This window comes from Streptomyces sp. NPDC055749 (assembly GCF_053617235.1).
The window spans coordinates 1-18,501 of record NZ_JBSHFH010000089.1; the positions used below are offsets into that span (position 1 = coordinate 1).

Here is an 18,501-nt window from a genome sequence, read left to right on the forward strand (position 1 = left end):
GGCGCCCCGCATTGCGGGGCGCCCCTCTCGCGCGTATCGACCGCGACCGTATCGGCCGTTTCGACCGTATCGACTGCGGAAAACTCAGCCGGCCAGGCAGGAGGGGCCGAGCAGCACCTTCAGATCGCCGAAGAGTGCCGGGTCCGGCTTCACCCGGTGCCGGTCGAGCCGGAGCACGGTGGTCTTCCGGGGGCCCTGGAGCCTGATCCGTACCTCGGTGTCGCCCCGGTGGTGGCTGAGGACCTCGCCGAGGCGGCTGACCATCGGCGGTGTGATCTTGACCGTGGGGATGGTCAGCACGACCGGGGCGTTGGTCCCGGCCGAGGAGACGTCGGGGACCTGCATCTCCATCGCGACCAGGCGGGGCACGTCCTCGCGCTTGTCGAGGCGCCCCTTCACGAAGACGACGGTGTCCTCCACGAGCTGGGTCGAGACCAGCTGGTACGTGGCCGGGAAGAACATGCACTCGATGGAGCCGGCGAGGTCCTCGACGGTGGCGATCGCCCAGGCGTTGCCCTGCTTGGTCATCTTGCGCTGGAGGCCCGAGATGATGCCGCCGATCGTGACGATCGCGCCGTCCGAGTGCTCGCCGCCGGTGAGCTGCGAGATCGCGGCATCGGACTTGTCGGACAGCACGTGCTCGATACCGAAGAGCGGGTGGTCGGAGACGTACAGGCCGAGCATTTCGCGTTCCTGCGCGAGCAGGTAGGACTTCTCCCACTCGATGTCGGAGAACTCGACGTCGAGCCCGAAGCCGGGCTCGTCGGACTCCTCCTCGCCCATGCCGCCGAAGAGGTCGAACTGTCCCTCGGCCTCCTTGCGCTTGACCTGGACCACGTTGTCGATCATCGGCTCGTGGTGGGCGACGAGGCCCTTGCGGGTGTGGCCCATCTCGTCGAAGGCGCCCGCCTTGATGAGCGATTCGACGGTTCGCTTGTTGCAGACGATCGCCTCGACCTTGTCGAGGAAGTCGGGGAAGGAGCTGTACTTCCCCTTCGCCTTGCGGGTCTTGATGATCGAGTCCACGACGTTCTGGCCGACGTTACGGATGGCGGTCAGGCCGAAGAGGATCACGTCGTCGCCCTGGGCGGCGAAGTTGGACACGGACTCGTTCACATTGGGCGGCAGCACCTTGATGCCCATGCGCCGGCACTCGTTGAGATAGACGGCGGACTTGTCCTTGTCGTCCTTCACGGACGTGAGCAGCCCCGCCATGTACTCGGCCGGGTAGTTCGCCTTGAGGTACGCCGTCCAGTAGGTGACAAGGCCGTACGCCGAGGAGTGCGCCTTGTTGAACGCGTATCCGGCGAAGGGGACCAGGACGTCCCACAGCGACTTGATCGCCGCGTCGGAGAAGCCCTTCTCCTTGGCGCCCGCCTCGAAGAGGACGAAGTTCTTCGCCAGCTCCTCGGGCTTCTTCTTGCCCATCACGCGGCGCAGGATGTCGGCCTCGCCGAGTGAGTACCCGGCGACGATCTGGGCGGCCTTCTGCACCTGCTCCTGATAGACGATCAGGCCGTAGGTGAGGCCGAGGACCTCCTTGAGGGGCTCCTCCAGCTCCGGGTGGATCGGGGTGATCTCCTGGCGGGCGTTCTTCCGCTCGGCGTAGTTCGTGTGCGAGTTCATTCCCATCGGGCCCGGCCGGTACAGGGCCGAGACCGCGGAAATGTCCTCGAAGTTGTCGGGCTGCATCTGGCGCAGCAGCGAACGCATCGGGCCGCCGTCGAACTGGAACACACCGAGCGTGTCACCGCGGCAGAGCAGTTCGTACGTCTTGGGGTCGTCCAGCGGGAGGGAGAGCAGGTCGAGCTTGATGCCCTTGTTGGCCTCCACCATCTTGACGGCGTCGTCCATGATGGTCAGGTTCCGCAGGCCGAGGAAGTCCATCTTCAGCAGGCCGAGCGACTCGCACTGCGGGTAGTCCCACTGTGTGATGGTGACGCCGTCGGTGTGCCGCACCCAGATCGGGGCGTGGTCGACGATCGGCTCGCTGGACATGATGACGCCCGCGGCGTGCACACCCATCTGCCGGACCAGGCCCTCGACGCCCTTCGCGGTGTCGATGACCTTCCGTACGTCCGGCTCGTTCTCGTACATCCCCCGGATCTCGCCCGCCTCGCTGTAGCGCGGGTGCTTGGGGTCGGTGATGCCGTTGAGGTCGATGCCCTTGCCGAGGACGTCGGCGGGCATGGCCTTGGTGAGCCGGTCACCCATGGCGTACGGATAGCCGAGGACGCGGGCGGAGTCCTTGATCGCGTTCTTCGCCTTGATCTTTCCGTACGTGCCGATCATGGCGACCTTGTCGGCGCCGTACTTCTCGGTCACGTACCGGATGACCTCGACGCGCCGGCGCTCGTCGAAGTCGATGTCGACGTCGGGCATGGAGACACGCTCGGGGTTCAGGAACCGCTCGAAGATCAGCCCGTGCTCGATCGGGTCGAGGTCGGTGATGCCCATGGCGTACGAGACGATCGAACCGGCCGCCGAACCACGCCCCGGGCCGACCGCGATGCCCTGGTTCTTGGCCCACATGATGAAGTCGGCGACGACCAGGAAGTACCCCGGGAACCCCATCTGGATGATGATGTCCAGCTCGTACTCGACCTGCTTCTGCCGGTCCTCGGGGATTCCGTTCGGGAAGCGGCGGTTCATGCCGACCCGGACCTCTTCCTGGAACCAGGTGACCTCGGTGTACCCCTCGGGGATCTCGAACTTCGGCATGAGGTTCTTCGCCTCGAACATGCCGGCGGTGTCGATCTGCTGGGCGACCAGGAGGGTGTTGGCGCAGCCCTGCTGCCAGGCGTCGGAGGAGTCGACGCCGTACATCTCGTCGGTGGTCTTGAGGTAGTAGCCGGTGCCGTCGAAGCGGAAGCGGTCCGGGTCCGAGAGGTTCTTGCCGGTCTGGATGCAGAGCAGCGCGTCGTGCGCCGTGGCCTCGCCGGCGTAGGTGTAGTGCGAGTCGTTCGTCACGAGCGGCGGGATGTCGAGCTTCTTGCCGATCTCGAGCAGCCCGTCGCGGACCCGGCGCTCGATCTCGATGCCGTGGTCCATCAGCTCCAGGAAGTACTTGCCCTCGCCGAAGATGTCCTTGTAGTCCGAGGCCGCCTGCACCGCCTCGTCGAACTGGCCGAGCCGCAGACGGGTCTGCACCTCACCGGAGGGGCATCCGGTGGACGCGATCAGCCCCTCGGACCACTGGGAGATGGTCTCCTTGTCCATGCGGGGCCACTTCTGGAGCCAGCCCTCGGCGTACGCGTCGGAGGAGAGCCGGAAGAGGTTGTGCAGCCCGGTGCTGTTCGACGCCCAGATCGTCTTGTGCGTATAACCACCCGAACCGGACACGTCGTCGCGCTTCTGGTGCGGCTGTCCCCACTGGACCTTCCGCTTGTGCTTGCGCGACTCGGGCGCGACGTACGCCTCGATCCCGATGATCGGTGTCACACCCGCCTTCTTCGCCGAATGGAAGAAGTCGTACGCACCGTGCAGGTTGCCGTGGTCCGTCATCGCGATGTGCGACATGCCCATCTCATTGCACGCCTCGAACATGTCCTTGAGCCGCGCGGCACCGTCCAGCAGCGAGTACTGGGTGTGGACGTGAAGGTGCGTGAAGGGCGGCTTGGTCACGGCGCTGGGCCTCCGGGAGAACGTGCAATGACGGGTTGGGGGGACAGCGTGGAAGTCTACGTCTCCGGACTGACAACCGAGGGGCACTCCCGGGTACGGTCGCGCGTTGAAGAGGGCGGAGACGCCCGTCCCATTTGTCATGAACGCCATGCAGCAGGAGGCACCAAGAGATGTCGGAAACGCAGACCGGCGCAGCGCAGCGCGGGGAGCAGATTCTCAACGTTTTCGACACCGCCTTCGGTGAGCTGCTGGCCGCCGACCCGGCCGCCTTCCGGGTCAAGTTCCGGAAGATGGCGGGCTCGGCCTTCGCGTTCTACCGGGGCACGGCGTGCCTGTTCTACGACGACCTGGGGCGGGTGCAGCACACCGGCCCGTATGTGGACGAGCGCACCGGCCGGGTGTGGATCCACGGCGATCTCCACGCGGAGAACTTCGGCACCTACATGGACGCCAACGGGCGGCTGGTCTTCAACGTCAACGACTTCGACGAGGCGTACGTCGGCCCCTTCACCTGGGACCTCAAGCGCTTCGCCGCCTCTGTCGCCCTGATCGGTTACGCGAAGGCGCTGAGCGACGACCAGATCACCGAGCTCGTCCGGGTCTACGCCGCCGCCTACCGTGAGCGCATCCACGCCCTGGCGACGGGTGCGAAGAATGACGAGGTGCCGCCCTTCACGCTCGACACCGCCGAGGGCCCGCTGCTGGACGCGCTGCGCGACGCCCGCTCGCTGACCAGGTTCTCGCTGCTGGACTCGATGACGGAGATCCGGGACTTCGAGCGCCGGTTCGCCGCCGACGGCGGTGCGATCGACCTGGACGCGGCGACCCGCTACAAGGTGCTCGCCGCGTTCGACGGCTATCTGGAGACGCTGCCCGAGTCCAGCCTTACCCGCCCCGACTCCTACCGGGTGAAGGACGTCGTGGGCCGGCGCGGCATCGGTATCGGCTCGGCCGGGCTGCCCTCGTACAACATCCTTCTGGAGGGCAACAGCGACGCCCTGGAGAACGATGTGGTGATCTACCTCAAGCAGGCGCAGACCCCGGCGGTCTCGCGGCACATCACCGACGCGGCCGTGCGGGAGTACTTCCAGCACGAGGGGCACCGCACCGTCATCTCGCAGCGCGCCCTCCAGGCGCACGCCGACCCGTGGCTCGGCTGGACCGAGCTGGACGGCGCGGGACAGCTCGTAGCCGAGGTCTCGCCGTACGCGGTGGACCTGGACTGGTCCGACATCGACGAGCCGGAGGAGATCGCGGCGGTCGTCGCCGACCTCGGCCGGGCCACGGCGACGATGCACTCGGCCGCGGACGACGAGAGCGGGCACTCCCTGGTGCCGTTCTCCACGGAGCGGGCGATCGACGCGGCGATCGCTGCCGACGAGGAGGGCTTCGCCGGACTGCTCGTCGACTTCGCCCACAGTTACGGGGCACGGGCCCGCGCCGATCACCAGATCTTCGTGGACCTCTTCCGCAACGGCCGCATCCCCGGCCTGTGAGGATCCCCGGCCTGTAAGGCTGCCCACACCCACCGGCGATTTTAAGGATCGCCTACAGGTTCACATGGCACACTCCGAGACGATGGACGTATCAGGGACGCAGCTCAGGACGGTTCGCGCGGCGCTTTTCACAGCGCTCGTCGTGACCCTGTCCGCTGCGTCCCATGTGCTGCTCTCCCGGGTTCCGCTGCCACTGACCGTGCTCGCGCCGCTGGCCGTCGGCGTCTTCGCCGTGGCCTTCGCGCTGGCCGGCCGTGAGCGCGGCTTCGGGGCCATCGCCGGGGTGCTCGTCCCGCTGGAACTGGCCGCCGACACGGTGTTCACCACCGGACAGCACCTCTGTTACGGAGCTGCGGGCGGCCCGGTCACGGGGCCGCTGCGCTCCGTGGGTCTGGACGTCCTGTGCGGCGGCGAGGTGGGCGCGGCGCAGCTGGCCGGGGTGACCACCGGCGCGGGCGACCGTGCAGCGGCCCTGCTGGCCTCGCCCGATCCCCTGGTGCCGTGGCTGCTGCTCGCCGCCCATGTGACCGTGGGCCTGCTGGCCGCGGCCTGGCTGAGCCGCGGCGAGTCCGCGCTCGCGGGGCTGCTCCGCGCGGCAGCCGCCGTCGCGTTCCGCCCGCTTCTGGTCGCCGTCGCCGCGGTGAGCGCCGCACGCCGCCCCGTACGGCGCGACGCGCTCCCCTCGGGGCACCCGCACCCGCTCCACCCGGCCCGGCTCCTGGGGCACTCCGTGGGACGGAGGGGACCACCGCGCCCGGCGTTCGCCTGAGCACGGCACGTCCCCCACACACGTCACCACGCACACACGGAGAACCACCATGAGCAAGCGCAACACCCAGGCGAACAAGGCGGCGGCCCGCGATCGACTGCGCGCCGAGCGCGAGCGCCAGGCCAAGAAGGACAAGGCACGCAAGCAGATCGTCGTGGGTGTCTCGGTGGTCGCCGTGCTGGCGATCGCGGGCGGCGTCAGTTACGGCGTGATGCAGCTGAACAAGCCCTCCGCCTGGGAGGCCGCCGCTGACGCGAAGAACGTCACCGCGCCGAAGAACACCTCCGGTGACGACGGCACGACGGTCGTCGTCGGCAAGTCGACCGCCAAGAAGACCCTGGAGCTGTACGAGGACTCGCGCTGCCCGATCTGCGCCACCTTCGAGCAGACGGTCGGCGAGACCGTGGCGAAGGACGTCGACGCCGGCAAGTACAAGGTCAAGTACGTCGGTGCGACCTTCATCGACAACTCCGACAACGGCGAGGGCTCGAAGAACGCCCTGAGCGCGCTGGGTGCGGCGCTCAACGTCAGCCCCGAGGCCTTCATGGACTACAAGGCCGCGCTCTACTCGGCGAAGTACCACCCGCAGGAGACCGAGGACAAGTTCGCCAAGGACAGCTTCCTGATCGAGGTGGCGAACTCGGTGGACGCGCTGAAGGGCAACGCGGCCTTCGAGAAGGACGTCGAGGGCGGCACGTACGACGCCTGGGCGATGAAGATGTCCGCGGCCTTCGACAAGAGCGGCGTCGAGGGCACACCGACGCTGAAGATGGACGGCAAGACCGTCACCGCCGAGGGCAGCAAGAACGCACCGATGACGGTGGAAGAGTTCAACGCCGCGATCACCAAGGCGCTCAAGGCGTAGGGCCCGTCCAGCGGGCCCTAGCCGGAACACGCGCGGAGCGTCAGACGTCCGGGACGTAATTCCGGACGGCGGTTTCCCGACAGGCGGGCGAACTTCCTTTGTTCGCCCGCCTGTTCGGCCGCCAGGACGCCGTACCGCTCAGTAGGGTGATCGACCGTGACCAGTCGACACCTTTCCTCGCCCACCCGCCGCACGGTGGTCAGGGCCGCCGCCGCCACCGCGGTCGCCGCCCCCGTACTCGCCACCGCGACCACCGCCAGGGCCGCCGGGGCCCCGGCCTTCCTGCACGGGGTCGCCTCCGGTGACCCGCTGCCCGACGGTGTCCTGCTGTGGACCCGCGTCACCCCGCAGGCGGACGCGGTGCCCGGTTCGGGCCGCGGCGCCGATACCGCCGTGCGCTGGGAGATCGCCGAGGACGCGGCCTTCACCCGGATCGCCGCCCAGGGCACGGTCGTCGCGGGCGCCGCTTCCGACCACACCGTCAAGGCCGATGTACGCGGGCTGCGGCCGGCCACCGCGTACTTCTTCCGCTTCGCGGCGGGCGAGGGCGACCCGGTCCTCTCCCCCGTCGGCCGCACCCGTACGGCGCCCGCCGCCGGTGCGGCCGTCCCCGGTGTGCGGTTCGGCGTGGTGTCGTGCGCCAACTGGGAGTCCGGCTGGTTCTCCTCGTACCGCCATCTCGCCGCCCGCGCCGACCTCGACGCGGTGCTGCATCTCGGCGACTACATATACGAGTACGCGTCGGGCGCCTACCCGGCGGCGGCCGACGGCGTACGCCGCCACGAGCCCGCTCACGAGATCCTCACCCTCGCCGACTACCGCACCCGGCACGGGAACTACAAGACGGACCCCGATCTCCGCTCCCTGCACGCCACCCACCCGGTCATCGCGATCTGGGACGACCACGAGTTCGCCAACGACGCCTGGACGGGCGGCGCCGAGAACCACACGCCCGGGTCCGAGGGTTCCTGGGCCGCCCGGGTGGCGGCGGCGAAGCAGGCGTACTTCGAGTGGATGCCGGTCCGCGCCTCCACGGAGGGCACCGTCTACCGGCGGCTGCGCTTCGGCGCGCTCGCCGATCTGCATCTGCTCGATCTGCGCAGCTTCCGCTCCGAGCAGTCGTCCGTCGGCAACGGCGCGGTGGACGACCCGGAGCGCACCGTCACCGGCCGGGCGCAGCTGGACTGGCTGAAGTCGGGCCTCGCCGGATCGGACGCCGCCTGGCAGCTGGTCGGCACCTCGGTGATGATCTCGCCGGTCGCGTTCGGCGCGCTGCCGGCCCATCTGCTGGCGCCGCTCGCGGAGTTGCTCGGGCTGCCCGGTGAGGGCCTGGCCGTCAACGTGGACCAGTGGGACGGCTACACCGACGACCGCAGGGAACTGATCGCGCATCTGCGGGACCGGGCGATCAGGAACACGGTGTTCCTGACCGGCGACATCCATATGGCGTGGGCCAACGACGTACCGGTGAAGGCGGCGACGTATCCGCTGTCGGCCTCGGCAGCCACGGAGTTCGTCGTGACGTCGGTGACCTCGGACAACCTGGACGACGTCCTGCGGGTCGCGCCGCAGACGGTCTCGCTGGTCGCGGCGGCTGCGGTCAAGGCCGCCAACCGCCATGTGAAGTGGGTCGATCTGGACTCGCACGGCTACGGGGTCCTCGATGTGACCGCCGAGCGCTCGCAGATGGACTACTACGCGATCTCCGACAAGACGCGGCAGGACGCCACCACGTCCTGGGTCCGCTCCTACCGGACGCTCAGCGGCACGCAGAAGATCGAGCGGGCCGACCGCCCGGTGCGCTGACCGATCAATTCAAGCCATCCTGCTCCTTGTTAAGAGTGGGTCACATCGTGACGGCGGGTGGTGCCGTCCGCAGACCGAATGCGGACACACCACCCGCCGAGGTAACTCCGCACGTTACGTACTTGTCTCAAACCTTGGTACGGACCGCAGAATTTTTCCCCATTGCCCCCGTACGCGCCACAAATGATTGGGCCTGATCAATTCTCTTCAAGACCTGACATGGCCACGTAATCTCCCGGCGGCGGGTGAGGAAGTCCCTCCCCCACATGTCCGCTAGGAGTCACTGTGCGCGCTCTTGTTCGCATATCGCCCCGCCTGCGCCGTCACGCCCTGAGCACAGCCGTACTGGCCGGAACTCTGGCACTGGCTCCACTCTCCGCCGCGCCCGGCAGCGCCGTGGCCGCACCCTCGACGGCCCTGTCCGCCGAGGAGTGCGACGAGACCTCCGGTGCGAGCGCGACCGCCCGTGAGGCCCACCCCGGCGGGTCCGACCACGCCGCCGAGCCCAACGAGGTGAGCGCGGCCAAGGCCAAGGCCATGGACGCGGATCTCCAGAAGAGACTGGCGGACCGCCGCGTCAACGGCCAGGCTCTCGCGGCCGGGGCGACCATCCCGGTCTACTTCCACGTCATCCACTCCGGGACGACCGGGAAGCTCAGCGCGACCGACATCAACAACCAGCTCAACGTCCTCAACGCCGCCTACAGCGGCCAGGGAAGCGGCAACACCGACTCCGGCTTCCGCTTCACGCTGGCCGGCACGGACTACACGGACAACGCCACCTGGTACAACCTGGCTTCCGGCTCCACGGCCGAGAAGAACATGAAGAGCGCGCTCCGCCAGGGCGGACCCGACGCCCTCAACTTCTACACCGCCAACCTCAGCGGCGGCCTGCTCGGCTGGGCGACCTTCCCGAGCTCGTACAACTCCAGCCCGTCCATGGACGGCGTGGTCGTCCTCGACGACTCGCTGCCGGGCGGCACCGCCGCCAACTACGACGAGGGCGACACCGCCACCCACGAGGTCGGCCACTGGCTGGGGCTCTACCACACCTTCCAGGGCGGCTGTAACGGGAACGGCGACTACGTCACCGACACCCCGGCCGAAAAGAGCCCGGCGTACCAGTGCCCGACCGGCCGTGACAGCTGCGCCAGCAAGACCGGCGTCGACCCGATCCACAACTTCATGGACTACACCTACGACGCCTGCATGACGCAGTTCACGACGGGCCAGGTGTCGCGCATGAACGAGTACTGGACCGCCTACCGCGCCTGACCGCCCGGCACCTCACGCAACGAGGGCCCCGCGCACCCGCGCGGGGCCCTCGCCGTGTCCGTACGAACCGTCAGAGCGTGGCCAGGAACCCGAGCGCGACCTTCCAGGTCTGCTCGGCCGCCGCCTCGTCGTAGTCGTGCAGCTCCGGGTCGGTGAACAGATGGCCCGCCCCCGGGTAGCGGTAGACCTCGACATCGGCCCCGGTGCGCTGCATCTGGAGATACCAGGAATTCAGCCAGTCGTGCGACTCGAACGGATCGGGATCGGCGACATGCAGCTGTACGGGCAGCTCGTCCACCGACGCGTTCTCCGCGATGTCCGACGTGCCGTGGAACAGCAGCAGCCCGCGCGCCTTCGCGTCGCCGAGTGCGAGGGTCTGCGCGGTGGACGCGCCGAAGGAGAAGCCCGCGTACACGAGTCCCTGGTCGGAGTAGGGCGCGGCGGCCAGCACGGCGCGGCGCAGCAGCTCGTCCTTGCCGACCTGCTCCTTGAAGGCCATGCCCTCCTCGACGGAATCGAAGGTGTGTCCCTCGAAGAGATCGGGCACACGCACCTCGTGCCCGGCGGACCGCAGCCGGTCCGCAGCCGCGTGCACCGCGGGCCGCAGCCCATACGTCGAGTGGAAAAGCATGATGTTCATGAGGCCATGGTGCCAGCTGTGCCCCAGAGCTTGGAGGACCAGGGGATGGAGAACGTACTGCGCCCGCTGATCGTTGTCGGCGGTTCGCTGGTGATCACGTTGCTGGTCGGCTGGCTGGTGGATCTGCTGCTCCGGCGCGCCGACAGCAGGCACCAGGAGACTCCCCTGTGGGGTCTGCTGCGCCGCTGCCGCCTTCCGCTGCAGCTGGTGATCTGCACGGCCCTGCTGGGCGCCAGCTTCACCCAGACCCGGCTCGACATCGTGCGGGAGCACCGGGCCGCGATCGGCCAGACCCTCACCCTGGTGCTGATCGGGGCATCGGCCTGGCTGGTGGTACGGGTCGCGGCGACGATCGTCGAGGCCTCGTACACCCGCTACGCGGCGGCCACCCGCGACCCGGCCAGGGTGCGCCGGGTCCGTACGCAGGTGACGCTGATCCAGCGGGTGGTCATCGCCGTCGTGGCGACCGTCGCGATCGCGGCGATGCTGCTGACGTTCCCCGCGATGCGGACGGTCGGCACGTCGTTGCTCGCCTCCGCCGGTGTGCTGGGCATCGTCGCGGGCGTCGCCGCCCAGTCGACCCTGGGTAACCTCTTCGCCGGGCTGCAGATCGCCTTCGGGGACATGGTGCGGATCGGCGACACGGTGGTGGTCGACGGCGAGTGGGGCACCGTCGAGGAGATCACGCTGACGTTCCTGGCCGTGCGGACCTGGGACGAGCGCCGGATCACGATGCCTGTGTCGTACTTCACGAGCAAGCCGTTCGAGAACTGGTCGCGCGGCGGGGTGCAGATGACCGGCACCGTCTTCTTCCACCTCGACCACTCGGCGCCCGTCGCCGCGATGCGCGAGCAGCTGCGCGCCGTTCTCGGCGAGTGCGCGGCCTGGGACGGCCGGGACTGGTCGCTGGCCGTCACGGACACCACCCCGTCGACGATCGAGGTACGCGCGGTGGTCACCGCGAAGGACGCGGACGACATCTGGACGGTGCGCTGTGCCGTACGGGAACAGCTCGTCACCTGGCTGCGCGACCACCATCCGTACGCGCTGCCGCGGATCGCGACCTCGCCCGCGGTGCTGCCGCCCGGCGAGCAGTGGCCGGCGCCGGGCCCGCTGGACGGCTGGGACTCGGGCGCGGAGTCGGTGGGCGGGAGCAAGGCCCCGCGTACCGGCCGGGGCTGATGCCTGGCCGCTGCCTCGGTCAGAGAGCGCGGCGCATCGACCGGTGGGCGATCCCGGCGTCGGGGAACTCGGGGCCGTACGCCGCGTACCCGAGCCGCTCGTAGAAACCGAGCGCGTGGGTCTGGGCGTGCAGGTCGACGGCGGCCAGGCCGAGCGTGCGCGCCTCGTCCTCGATGGCGCGGACCAGGGCCGCACCGACGCCGAGACCGCGCGCGGCCCGGGTCACCGCGAGCCGGCCCAGTGAGCCGACGGTGAGGTCGCCACCGGTCCTGTCCCCCGCCTCGGCGCCGTGCAGCAGCCGTCCCGTACCGAGTGCGGAGCCGTCGGCGGCAACCGCGAGTACATGGACCGCGGTGGCGTCGAGGGAGTCGTACTCGATCTCCTCGGGCACCTGCTGCTCGCCCACGAAGACGTCCTTGCGGACCTGGAAGCAGGACGCGAGGTCGGTCTCGTCGAGAGCCCTGCGCGTGCTGTACGGGGCGGGCGAGCCGGTCATTCGCTCTCTGCCGCGATCTTGTCGAGGGCCTGCTGGAGGTCCTCCGGGTAGGTGCTGGCGAACTCGACCCAGCTGCCGTTGGAAGGGTGCTCGAAGCCCAGGCGCACGGCGTGCAGCCACTGCCGGGTCAGGCCGAGACGCTTGCCCATCGTCGGGTCGGCACCGTAGGTGAGGTCGCCGACGCAGGGGTGGCGGTGGGCGGCCATGTGCACCCGGATCTGGTGGGTGCGGCCCGTCTCCAGCTTGATGTCGAGCAGGCTCGCGGCGCGGTAGGCCTCGATGAGGTCGTAGTGCGTGACGGAGGGCTTGCCCTCGGCCGTGACCGCCCACTTGTAGTCGTGGTTGGGGTGGCGCCCGATGGGGGCGTCGATGGTGCCGCTCATCGGGTCCGGGTGGCCCTGGACGAGCGCGTGGTACTTCTTGTCGACGATGCGGTCGCGGAACTGCGCCTTGAGCAGGGTGTAGGCCCGCTCCGACTTGGCGACGACCATCAGCCCGGACGTACCGACGTCCAGCCGGTGCACGATGCCCTGGCGCTCGGCGGCGCCGGACGTCGAGATCCGGTACCCGGCGGCGGCGAGCCCGCCGATGACCGTGGTGCCGGTCCAGCCCGGGCTCGGGTGGGCGGCCACGCCGACCGGCTTCATGATGACGACGATGTCGTCGTCGTCATGGACGATCTCCATGCCCTCGACGGGCTCGGCGACGATCTGGACCGGAGCGGCTGCCTGCGGCATCTCGACCTCAAGCCAGGCGCCACCGTGCACCCGCTCGGACTTCCCGGCCACCGAACCGTCCACCTGTACCTTCCCGGCGGCGGCCAGCTCTGCGGCCTTGGTGCGGGAGAAACCGAACATCCGGGAAATGGCGGCGTCGACACGCTCGCCTTCCAGGCCATCGGGTACGGGCAGGGTGCGGACCTCGGGTTGCGTACTCACCTGTCGAGTATGCCTTGCGCCCGCTAGTCCTTGTGCACGGTGCCGTCGGGGTCCAGGCCCTTGAAGGAAAGGATCACGATCAGGATTCCGCCGCAGACGATCGCGGAGTCGGCGAGGTTGAAGACGGCGAAGTGCGCGGGGGCGATGAAGTCGACCACCGCACCCTTGAAGACACCCGGGGCGCGGAAGATGCGGTCGGTGAGGTTGCCGAGCGCGCCGCCGAGCAGCAGTCCGAGTGCGATGGCCCACGGCAGGCTGTAGAGCTTGCGGGCCAGCCGGACGATCACCACGATCACCGCGGCCGCGATGAAGGTGAAGATGATCGTGAAGGCCTCGCCGAAGCCGAACGCGGCCCCCGCGTTCCGGATCGCGTCGAACTTCAGCCAGTCGCCGAAGATCTCGATGGGCGCCTCGTGCTCCAGCTTCGCGACCACGATGATCTTGCTGATCAGGTCCAGCAGATAGGCGAAGACGGCCACACCGAAGAGCACGAGGAGCTTCCGCTTGCCCTTGCCGCCGGCCGTGCCGGTGTCGTCGGCGGCTGTGCCCTGGTCCTCCGAAGAACCGCCCGCTGCTGCCGTGCCCTCAGCATCAGGGATATCCGGCGTATCGATGATGCGCTCCGCCTCTGCCACGTGAGTCCCTCAACCTAGGTGCCTGACTGAGGACGAGGGTACGACACACCCCAGCCGTTCAGCCGCGCCGCTCCTGCTTCTGTTTGTCCTCGACGCAGAGCGTGGCCCGGGGGAACGCCTGCATCCGGGCCTTGCCGATCGGCTTCCCGCAGACCTCGCACAGTCCGTACGTCCCCGCGTCGAGCCGGGCGAGGGCGCGCTCGCTCTGCTCCAGCATCTCCTGGGCGTTGGCCGCGAGGGAGAGCTCGTGCTCGCGGGTGATGTTCTTGGTGCCCGTGTCGGCGTCGTCATCGCCCGCTCCGTCACCGGAGTCCCGCATCAGTCCGGCGAGCGCGGCGCCGGACGCCTCCAGCTCGCTGCGCAGCCGCATGACCTCGCTGGACAGCCCTGCCCGCGCCTCGTCGACCTCCTCGGACGTCCAGGGGTCCTCACCAGGCCGTACCGCCAGTTCCCCGGGCGCCGTCGCGACACGGGCCTGGGGGACCCCTGCCGCGCCCTTCCCGGCAGTCGCCGTGGCCCGGCTCGCGCTCTTCTTGGCTACCACCCTGTGGGCTCCCGTCTGCTCGGCGGCCTCGGCCGCCTCCATCGCCGCCGCCTTCTTGGCGGGTGGCTTGCCGGCAGCGGCCTTCTTCGCCGCGGTCTTCTTCACTGCCTTCTTCGCCGCCTTCTTCGCGGTCTTCTTCGCTGCCTTCTTCGTGGTCTTCGCGGCCGGTGCCTGCCCGCCCGGTTCCGGCCCCGTCTCCGGTGTCTGCTCCGTCGTCTCCGCGGCTGCCGCCACCGTGGATCTCGCTGACGCCGTTCTCGATACGGCGGTCTTCTTCGCCACCATGGCCGCGGCCCCTTCACACATTGTGATCTTGCTCGCGAATCGTGCTGGGACGATAAATCGACCCCAGCCCCGCGGCAACGGGGCACGCCGCCCGTTCGCCCCTCCCCGTACCCGGGTCACCGCGCGCTTGCCTCCGTTGTTCCCAGCTCCCCGCCCGGTAATCCGCCCTCGGGGGCATGCCGGCACTCCGTCGGCCCCCGTCTGGCCATTCGGGTCACGCCCCGCCCCACGGTTAAACCGGTCGGCCGTCGGCCGTACGGGCCCGTACACTGGCCGCAGCGAGAGGCGTGGATGGGACGAGTAGCTTCGTACGCAGCCAGTAGCGACCCGGGGACGGTGAAAGCCCGGGGGGCGAGCGCGTCGTGAAGATCACCCCGGAGCCGTCGGAAGAAAGCTTTGGACAGTGGGCTCCGCCCACGGGCGCAAGGCCAGTAGACCCGGCATCGCGACCCCAATGAGGGGGCCAAGGGCGACGCCACGCCCGGGGCCAAGGAGGGTGGTACCGCGGGAACCGCAGGGTTCTCGTCCCTCCGACGGAAGTGGAACACGTCCGCCGGAGGAAGCCCGCCCATGACATCGCCGCAGTACCGCCAGGTACCCGCCCAGGTCGACCTGCCCGCGCTGGAGCACGCAGTGCTCGACTTCTGGCGCGACAACAAGGTCTTCGCCAAGAGCCTCGAACAGTCCGAGGGCCGCCCCGAGTGGGTCTTCTACGAGGGCCCGCCGACCGCCAACGGCATGCCCGGGGCGCACCACATCGAGGCCCGCGTCTTCAAGGACGTCTTCCCGCGCTTCCGCACCATGCAGGGCTACCACGTCGGCCGAAAGGCCGGCTGGGACTGCCACGGCCTGCCGGTCGAGCTCGCGGTCGAGAAGGAGCTGGGCTTCAACGGCAAGAAGGACATCGAGGCGTTCGGCATCGCCGAGTTCAACGCAAAGTGCCGTGAGTCCGTGACCCGCCACACCGACGCGTTCACCGAGCTCACGACCCGCATGGGTTATTGGGTCGACCTCGACGACGCGTACCGCACGATGGACCCGCAGTACGTCGACTCCGTGTGGTGGTCGCTCAAGGAGATCTTCAAGAAGGACCTCCTGGTGCAGGACCACCGGGTGGCCCCCTGGTGCCCCCGCTGCGGCACCGGCCTCTCCGACCACGAGCTGGCCCAGGGGTACGAGACGGTCGTCGACCCCTCCGTCTTCGTCCGCTTCCCGCTGACCAGCGGCCCGCTGGCCGGCGAGGCCGCCCTCCTGGTCTGGACGACCACCCCCTGGACGCTGGTCTCCAACACCGCCGTCGCCGCGCACCCCGACGTCCGGTACGTCGTCGCGACGAACGGCGAGGAGAAGCTCGTCGTCGCGGAGCCGCTGCTGGAGAAGGCGCTCGGCGAGGGCTGGGAGCCCACAGGCCAGTCCTTCACCGGCCACGAGATGGAGCGCTGGACGTACGAGCGCCCGTTCGCCCTGGTGGACTTCCCCGCCCCCGCGCACTACGTCGTGAACGCCGAGTACGTCACGACCGAGGACGGTACGGGTCTGGTCCACCAGTCCCCCGCCTTCGGCGCCGACGACCTCGTCGTCTGCCGCTCCTACGGCCTCCCGGTCGTAAACCCGGTCCGCCCCGACGGCACCTTCGAGGAGGACCTGCCGCTGATCGGCGGCGTCTTCTTCAAGAAGGCCGACGAGACGCTCACCGCGGACCTGGACGCCCGCGGGAAGCTCTTCCGCCATGTCCCGTACGAGCACAGCTACCCGCACTGCTGGCGCTGCCACACCGCGCTGCTCTACTACGCGCAGCCGTCCTGGTACATCCGCACGACGGCCGTCAAGGACCGGCTCCTCGAAGAGAACGAGAAGACCAACTGGTTCCCGGACTCGGTCAAGACGGGCCGCTTCGGCGACTGGCTGAACAACAACGTCGACTGGGCGCTGTCCCGCAACCGCTACTGGGGTACGCCGCTGCCCATCTGGCGCTGCGAGGACAACCACCTCACGTGCGTCGGCTCACGCGCCGAACTCACCGAGCTGACCGGCGCCGACCAGTCCGGCCTGGACCCGCACCGCCCGTTCATCGACGAGATCACGTTCACGTGCACACACGAGAACTGCCAACTGGAGGCGTACCGCGTCCCGGAGGTCATCGACGCCTGGTACGACTCGGGTTCGATGCCGTTCGCGCAGTGGGGCTACCCGTACCAGAACAAGGAGATCTTCGAGAGCCGCTACCCGGCGCAGTTCATCTCGGAGGCCATCGACCAGACACGCGGCTGGTTCTACACGCTGATGGCGGTCGGCACGCTCGTCTTCGACAAGTCGAGTTACGAGAACGTGGTCTGCCTGGGCCACATCCTCGCCGAGGACGGCCGCAAGATGTCCAAGCACCTGGGGAACATCCTCCAGCCGATCCCGCTCATGGACCAGCACGGCGCCGACGCGGTGCGGTGGTTCATGGCGGCGGGCGGCTCGCCGTGGGCCGCGCGACGGGTCGGCCACGGCACGATCCAGGAGGTCGTCCGCAAGACACTCCTCACCTACTGGAACACGGTCGCCTTCCAGGCCCTGTACGCCCGCACGTCCGACTGGGCACCGTCCGAGGCCGACCCGGCCCCGGCGGACCGCACGGTCCTGGACCGCTGGCTCCTCAGCGAACTCCACGCCCTGGTCGACCAGATGACGCAGGCACTGGAGAGTTACGACACCCAGCGCGCCGGCAAGCTCCTCTCGGCGTTCGTCGACGACCTGTCCAACTGGTACGTGCGCCGCTCCCGCCGCCGCTTCTGGCAGGGCGACAAGGCCGCGCTGCGCACCCTGCACGAGGTCATCGAGACGGTGACCCGGCTGATGGCCCCGCTGACCCCGTTCATCACCGAGCGGGTCTGGCAGGACCTGGTGGCCCCGGTCACGCCGGACGCCCCGGAGTCCGTCCACCTCTCCACCTGGCCGAAGGCGGACCTCTCCGCCATCGACCCGGCACTCTCCACGCAGATGGCGCTGGTGCGCCGCCTGGTCGAGCTCGGCCGCGCGACGCGCGCCGAGTCGGGCGTCAAGACCCGCCAGCCGCTGTCCAGGGCCCTGGTCGCGGCCTCGGGCTTCGACGCACTCTCCCCCGACCTGCACGCCCAGATCACGGAGGAGCTGAACGTCTCCTCCCTGGCCTCCCTCTCGGAGGTCGGCGGCTCGCTGGTCGACACGACGGCGAAGGCGAACTTCCGCGCGCTGGGCAAGCGGTTCGGCAAGGGCGTCCAGGCGGTGGCCAAGGCCGTCGCGGACACGGACGCCGCGGCGCTCTCCCTGGCTCTGCGCGAGGGCACGGCCTCGGTCGAGGTGGACGGCGAGACGGTCACGCTCTCCCCCGATGAGGTCATCATCACGGAGACGCCGCGCGAGGGCTGGTCCGTCGCCTCCGACTCGGGCGCGACGGTCGCCCTCGACCTGGAGATCACTCCGGAACTCCGCCGCGCGGGCCTGGCCCGTGACGCGATCCGCCTGATCCAGGAGGCCCGCAAGAACAGCGGCCTGGACGTGGCCGACCGGATCGCGGTCCGCTGGACGTCCACGTCCCCGGCCACGGTCGAGGCCCTGACCGAGCACACGCCGCTGATCGCGGACGAGGTACTGGCCCTGGACTACGCCCAGGGCGAGGCGGACGACACGTACGGCACCCCGTTCGAGGACGAGGGCCTGTCCCTCACGTTCCGCCTCCGCAAGCAGCAGTAGCGAGCGCCACCCGAAGGCCCGGCCGGAGCGACTCCGGCCGGGCCTTCGGCATTCCGGCCGGGCCGTCGGCGCTCCAGCTCGCCGGCGTTTAAGGCGCGGGGTCTGGGGCGGAGCCCCAGGTTCGGGAAGGGGCGGGTAGGGGGAACAGCCCGCCGCAGGCGCCCCACCCCGCACCCGTCCACCCAGCCCCGCACCCGCCCACGCCCACGCCCACGGCAAAGGGCCGGGC

At 69.3% G+C, this 18,501-nt stretch carries 13 protein-coding genes; 7 read left to right on the forward strand and 6 right to left on the reverse strand.

Annotation, left to right across the window (positions count from 1 at the left end; genetic code table 11):
• Positions 1–84 precede the first annotated feature (84 nt).
• Entirely contained in the window at positions 85–3,624 is a 3,540-nt protein-coding gene (gene dnaE / locus ACWGO0_RS35790; protein WP_453544411.1) for a DNA polymerase III subunit alpha, read from the reverse strand.
• Between the two features lie 170 nt (positions 3,625–3,794).
• Between dnaE and ACWGO0_RS35795 the strand changes: the two genes are divergently transcribed.
• The 5 genes from ACWGO0_RS35795 (at position 3,795) to ACWGO0_RS35815 (ending at position 9,835) form a co-directional block, all read left to right on the forward strand.
• Positions 3,795–5,120, forward strand: a complete 1,326-nt coding sequence (locus ACWGO0_RS35795) for a DUF2252 domain-containing protein (protein WP_453544413.1) — start codon at positions 3,795–3,797, stop codon at positions 5,118–5,120.
• 82 nt (positions 5,121–5,202) lie between these two features.
• A complete protein-coding gene (locus ACWGO0_RS35800; protein ID WP_453544415.1) occupies positions 5,203–5,889 on the forward strand; it encodes a hypothetical protein in 687 nt (228 codons plus the stop codon).
• Between the two features lie 49 nt (positions 5,890–5,938).
• Positions 5,939–6,754, forward strand: coding sequence for a DsbA family protein (locus ACWGO0_RS35805; protein WP_453544417.1), 816 nt, complete (start codon positions 5,939–5,941; stop codon positions 6,752–6,754).
• A 156-nt stretch (positions 6,755–6,910) separates the two neighbouring features.
• Positions 6,911–8,560 carry an alkaline phosphatase D family protein gene (locus ACWGO0_RS35810; RefSeq protein ID WP_453544419.1) on the forward strand — a complete coding sequence of 550 codons (1,650 nt, stop codon included), beginning with the start codon at positions 6,911–6,913 and terminating at the stop codon, positions 8,558–8,560.
• 285 nt (positions 8,561–8,845) lie between these two features.
• Positions 8,846–9,835, forward strand: a complete 990-nt coding sequence (locus ACWGO0_RS35815) for a zinc metalloprotease (protein WP_453544421.1) — start codon at positions 8,846–8,848, stop codon at positions 9,833–9,835.
• Positions 9,836–9,905: 70 nt separating this feature from the next.
• Here the strand turns inward: ACWGO0_RS35815 and ACWGO0_RS35820 are convergent, their stop codons facing one another.
• The gene (locus ACWGO0_RS35820) at positions 9,906–10,475 is read right to left on the reverse strand and encodes a dienelactone hydrolase family protein (RefSeq protein ID WP_453544423.1); all 570 of its coding nucleotides are present in this window, start codon (positions 10,473–10,475) and stop codon (positions 9,906–9,908) included.
• A gap of 45 nt (positions 10,476–10,520) precedes the next feature.
• Between ACWGO0_RS35820 and ACWGO0_RS35825 the strand changes: the two genes are divergently transcribed.
• Positions 10,521–11,657 carry a mechanosensitive ion channel family protein gene (locus ACWGO0_RS35825; RefSeq protein WP_453544435.1) on the forward strand — a complete coding sequence of 379 codons (1,137 nt, stop codon included), beginning with the start codon at positions 10,521–10,523 and terminating at the stop codon, positions 11,655–11,657.
• 19 nt (positions 11,658–11,676) lie between these two features.
• Here ACWGO0_RS35825 and ACWGO0_RS35830 read toward each other — a convergent pair whose 3' ends face one another.
• Genes ACWGO0_RS35830 through ACWGO0_RS35845 form a run of 4 tightly spaced genes read right to left on the reverse strand, consistent with a single transcriptional unit; the run spans position 11,677 to position 14,555 of the window.
• The gene (locus tag ACWGO0_RS35830) at positions 11,677–12,153 is read right to left on the reverse strand and encodes a GNAT family N-acetyltransferase (protein ID WP_453544425.1); all 477 of its coding nucleotides are present in this window, start codon (positions 12,151–12,153) and stop codon (positions 11,677–11,679) included.
• A complete protein-coding gene (locus ACWGO0_RS35835) occupies positions 12,150–13,091 on the reverse strand; it encodes an RluA family pseudouridine synthase (protein WP_453544427.1) in 942 nt (313 codons plus the stop codon). Before ACWGO0_RS35835 ends, ACWGO0_RS35830 begins: the two co-directional genes overlap by 4 nt.
• A gap of 23 nt (positions 13,092–13,114) precedes the next feature.
• Positions 13,115–13,726, reverse strand: coding sequence for a signal peptidase II (gene lspA, locus ACWGO0_RS35840; protein WP_453544429.1), 612 nt, complete (start codon positions 13,724–13,726; stop codon positions 13,115–13,117).
• A 58-nt stretch (positions 13,727–13,784) separates the two neighbouring features.
• Positions 13,785–14,555 (reverse strand): TraR/DksA family transcriptional regulator, encoded by a 771-nt coding sequence (locus ACWGO0_RS35845; protein WP_453544431.1) that lies wholly within the window; start codon positions 14,553–14,555, stop codon positions 13,785–13,787.
• A 570-nt stretch (positions 14,556–15,125) separates the two neighbouring features.
• On the opposite strand from ACWGO0_RS35845, the gene ileS reads away from it, so the two are divergent.
• Positions 15,126–18,272: an isoleucine--tRNA ligase gene (ileS, locus tag ACWGO0_RS35850; RefSeq protein WP_453544433.1), complete on the forward strand. Its 3,147-nt coding sequence runs from the start codon at positions 15,126–15,128 to the stop codon at positions 18,270–18,272.
• Positions 18,273–18,501 lie beyond the last annotated feature (229 nt).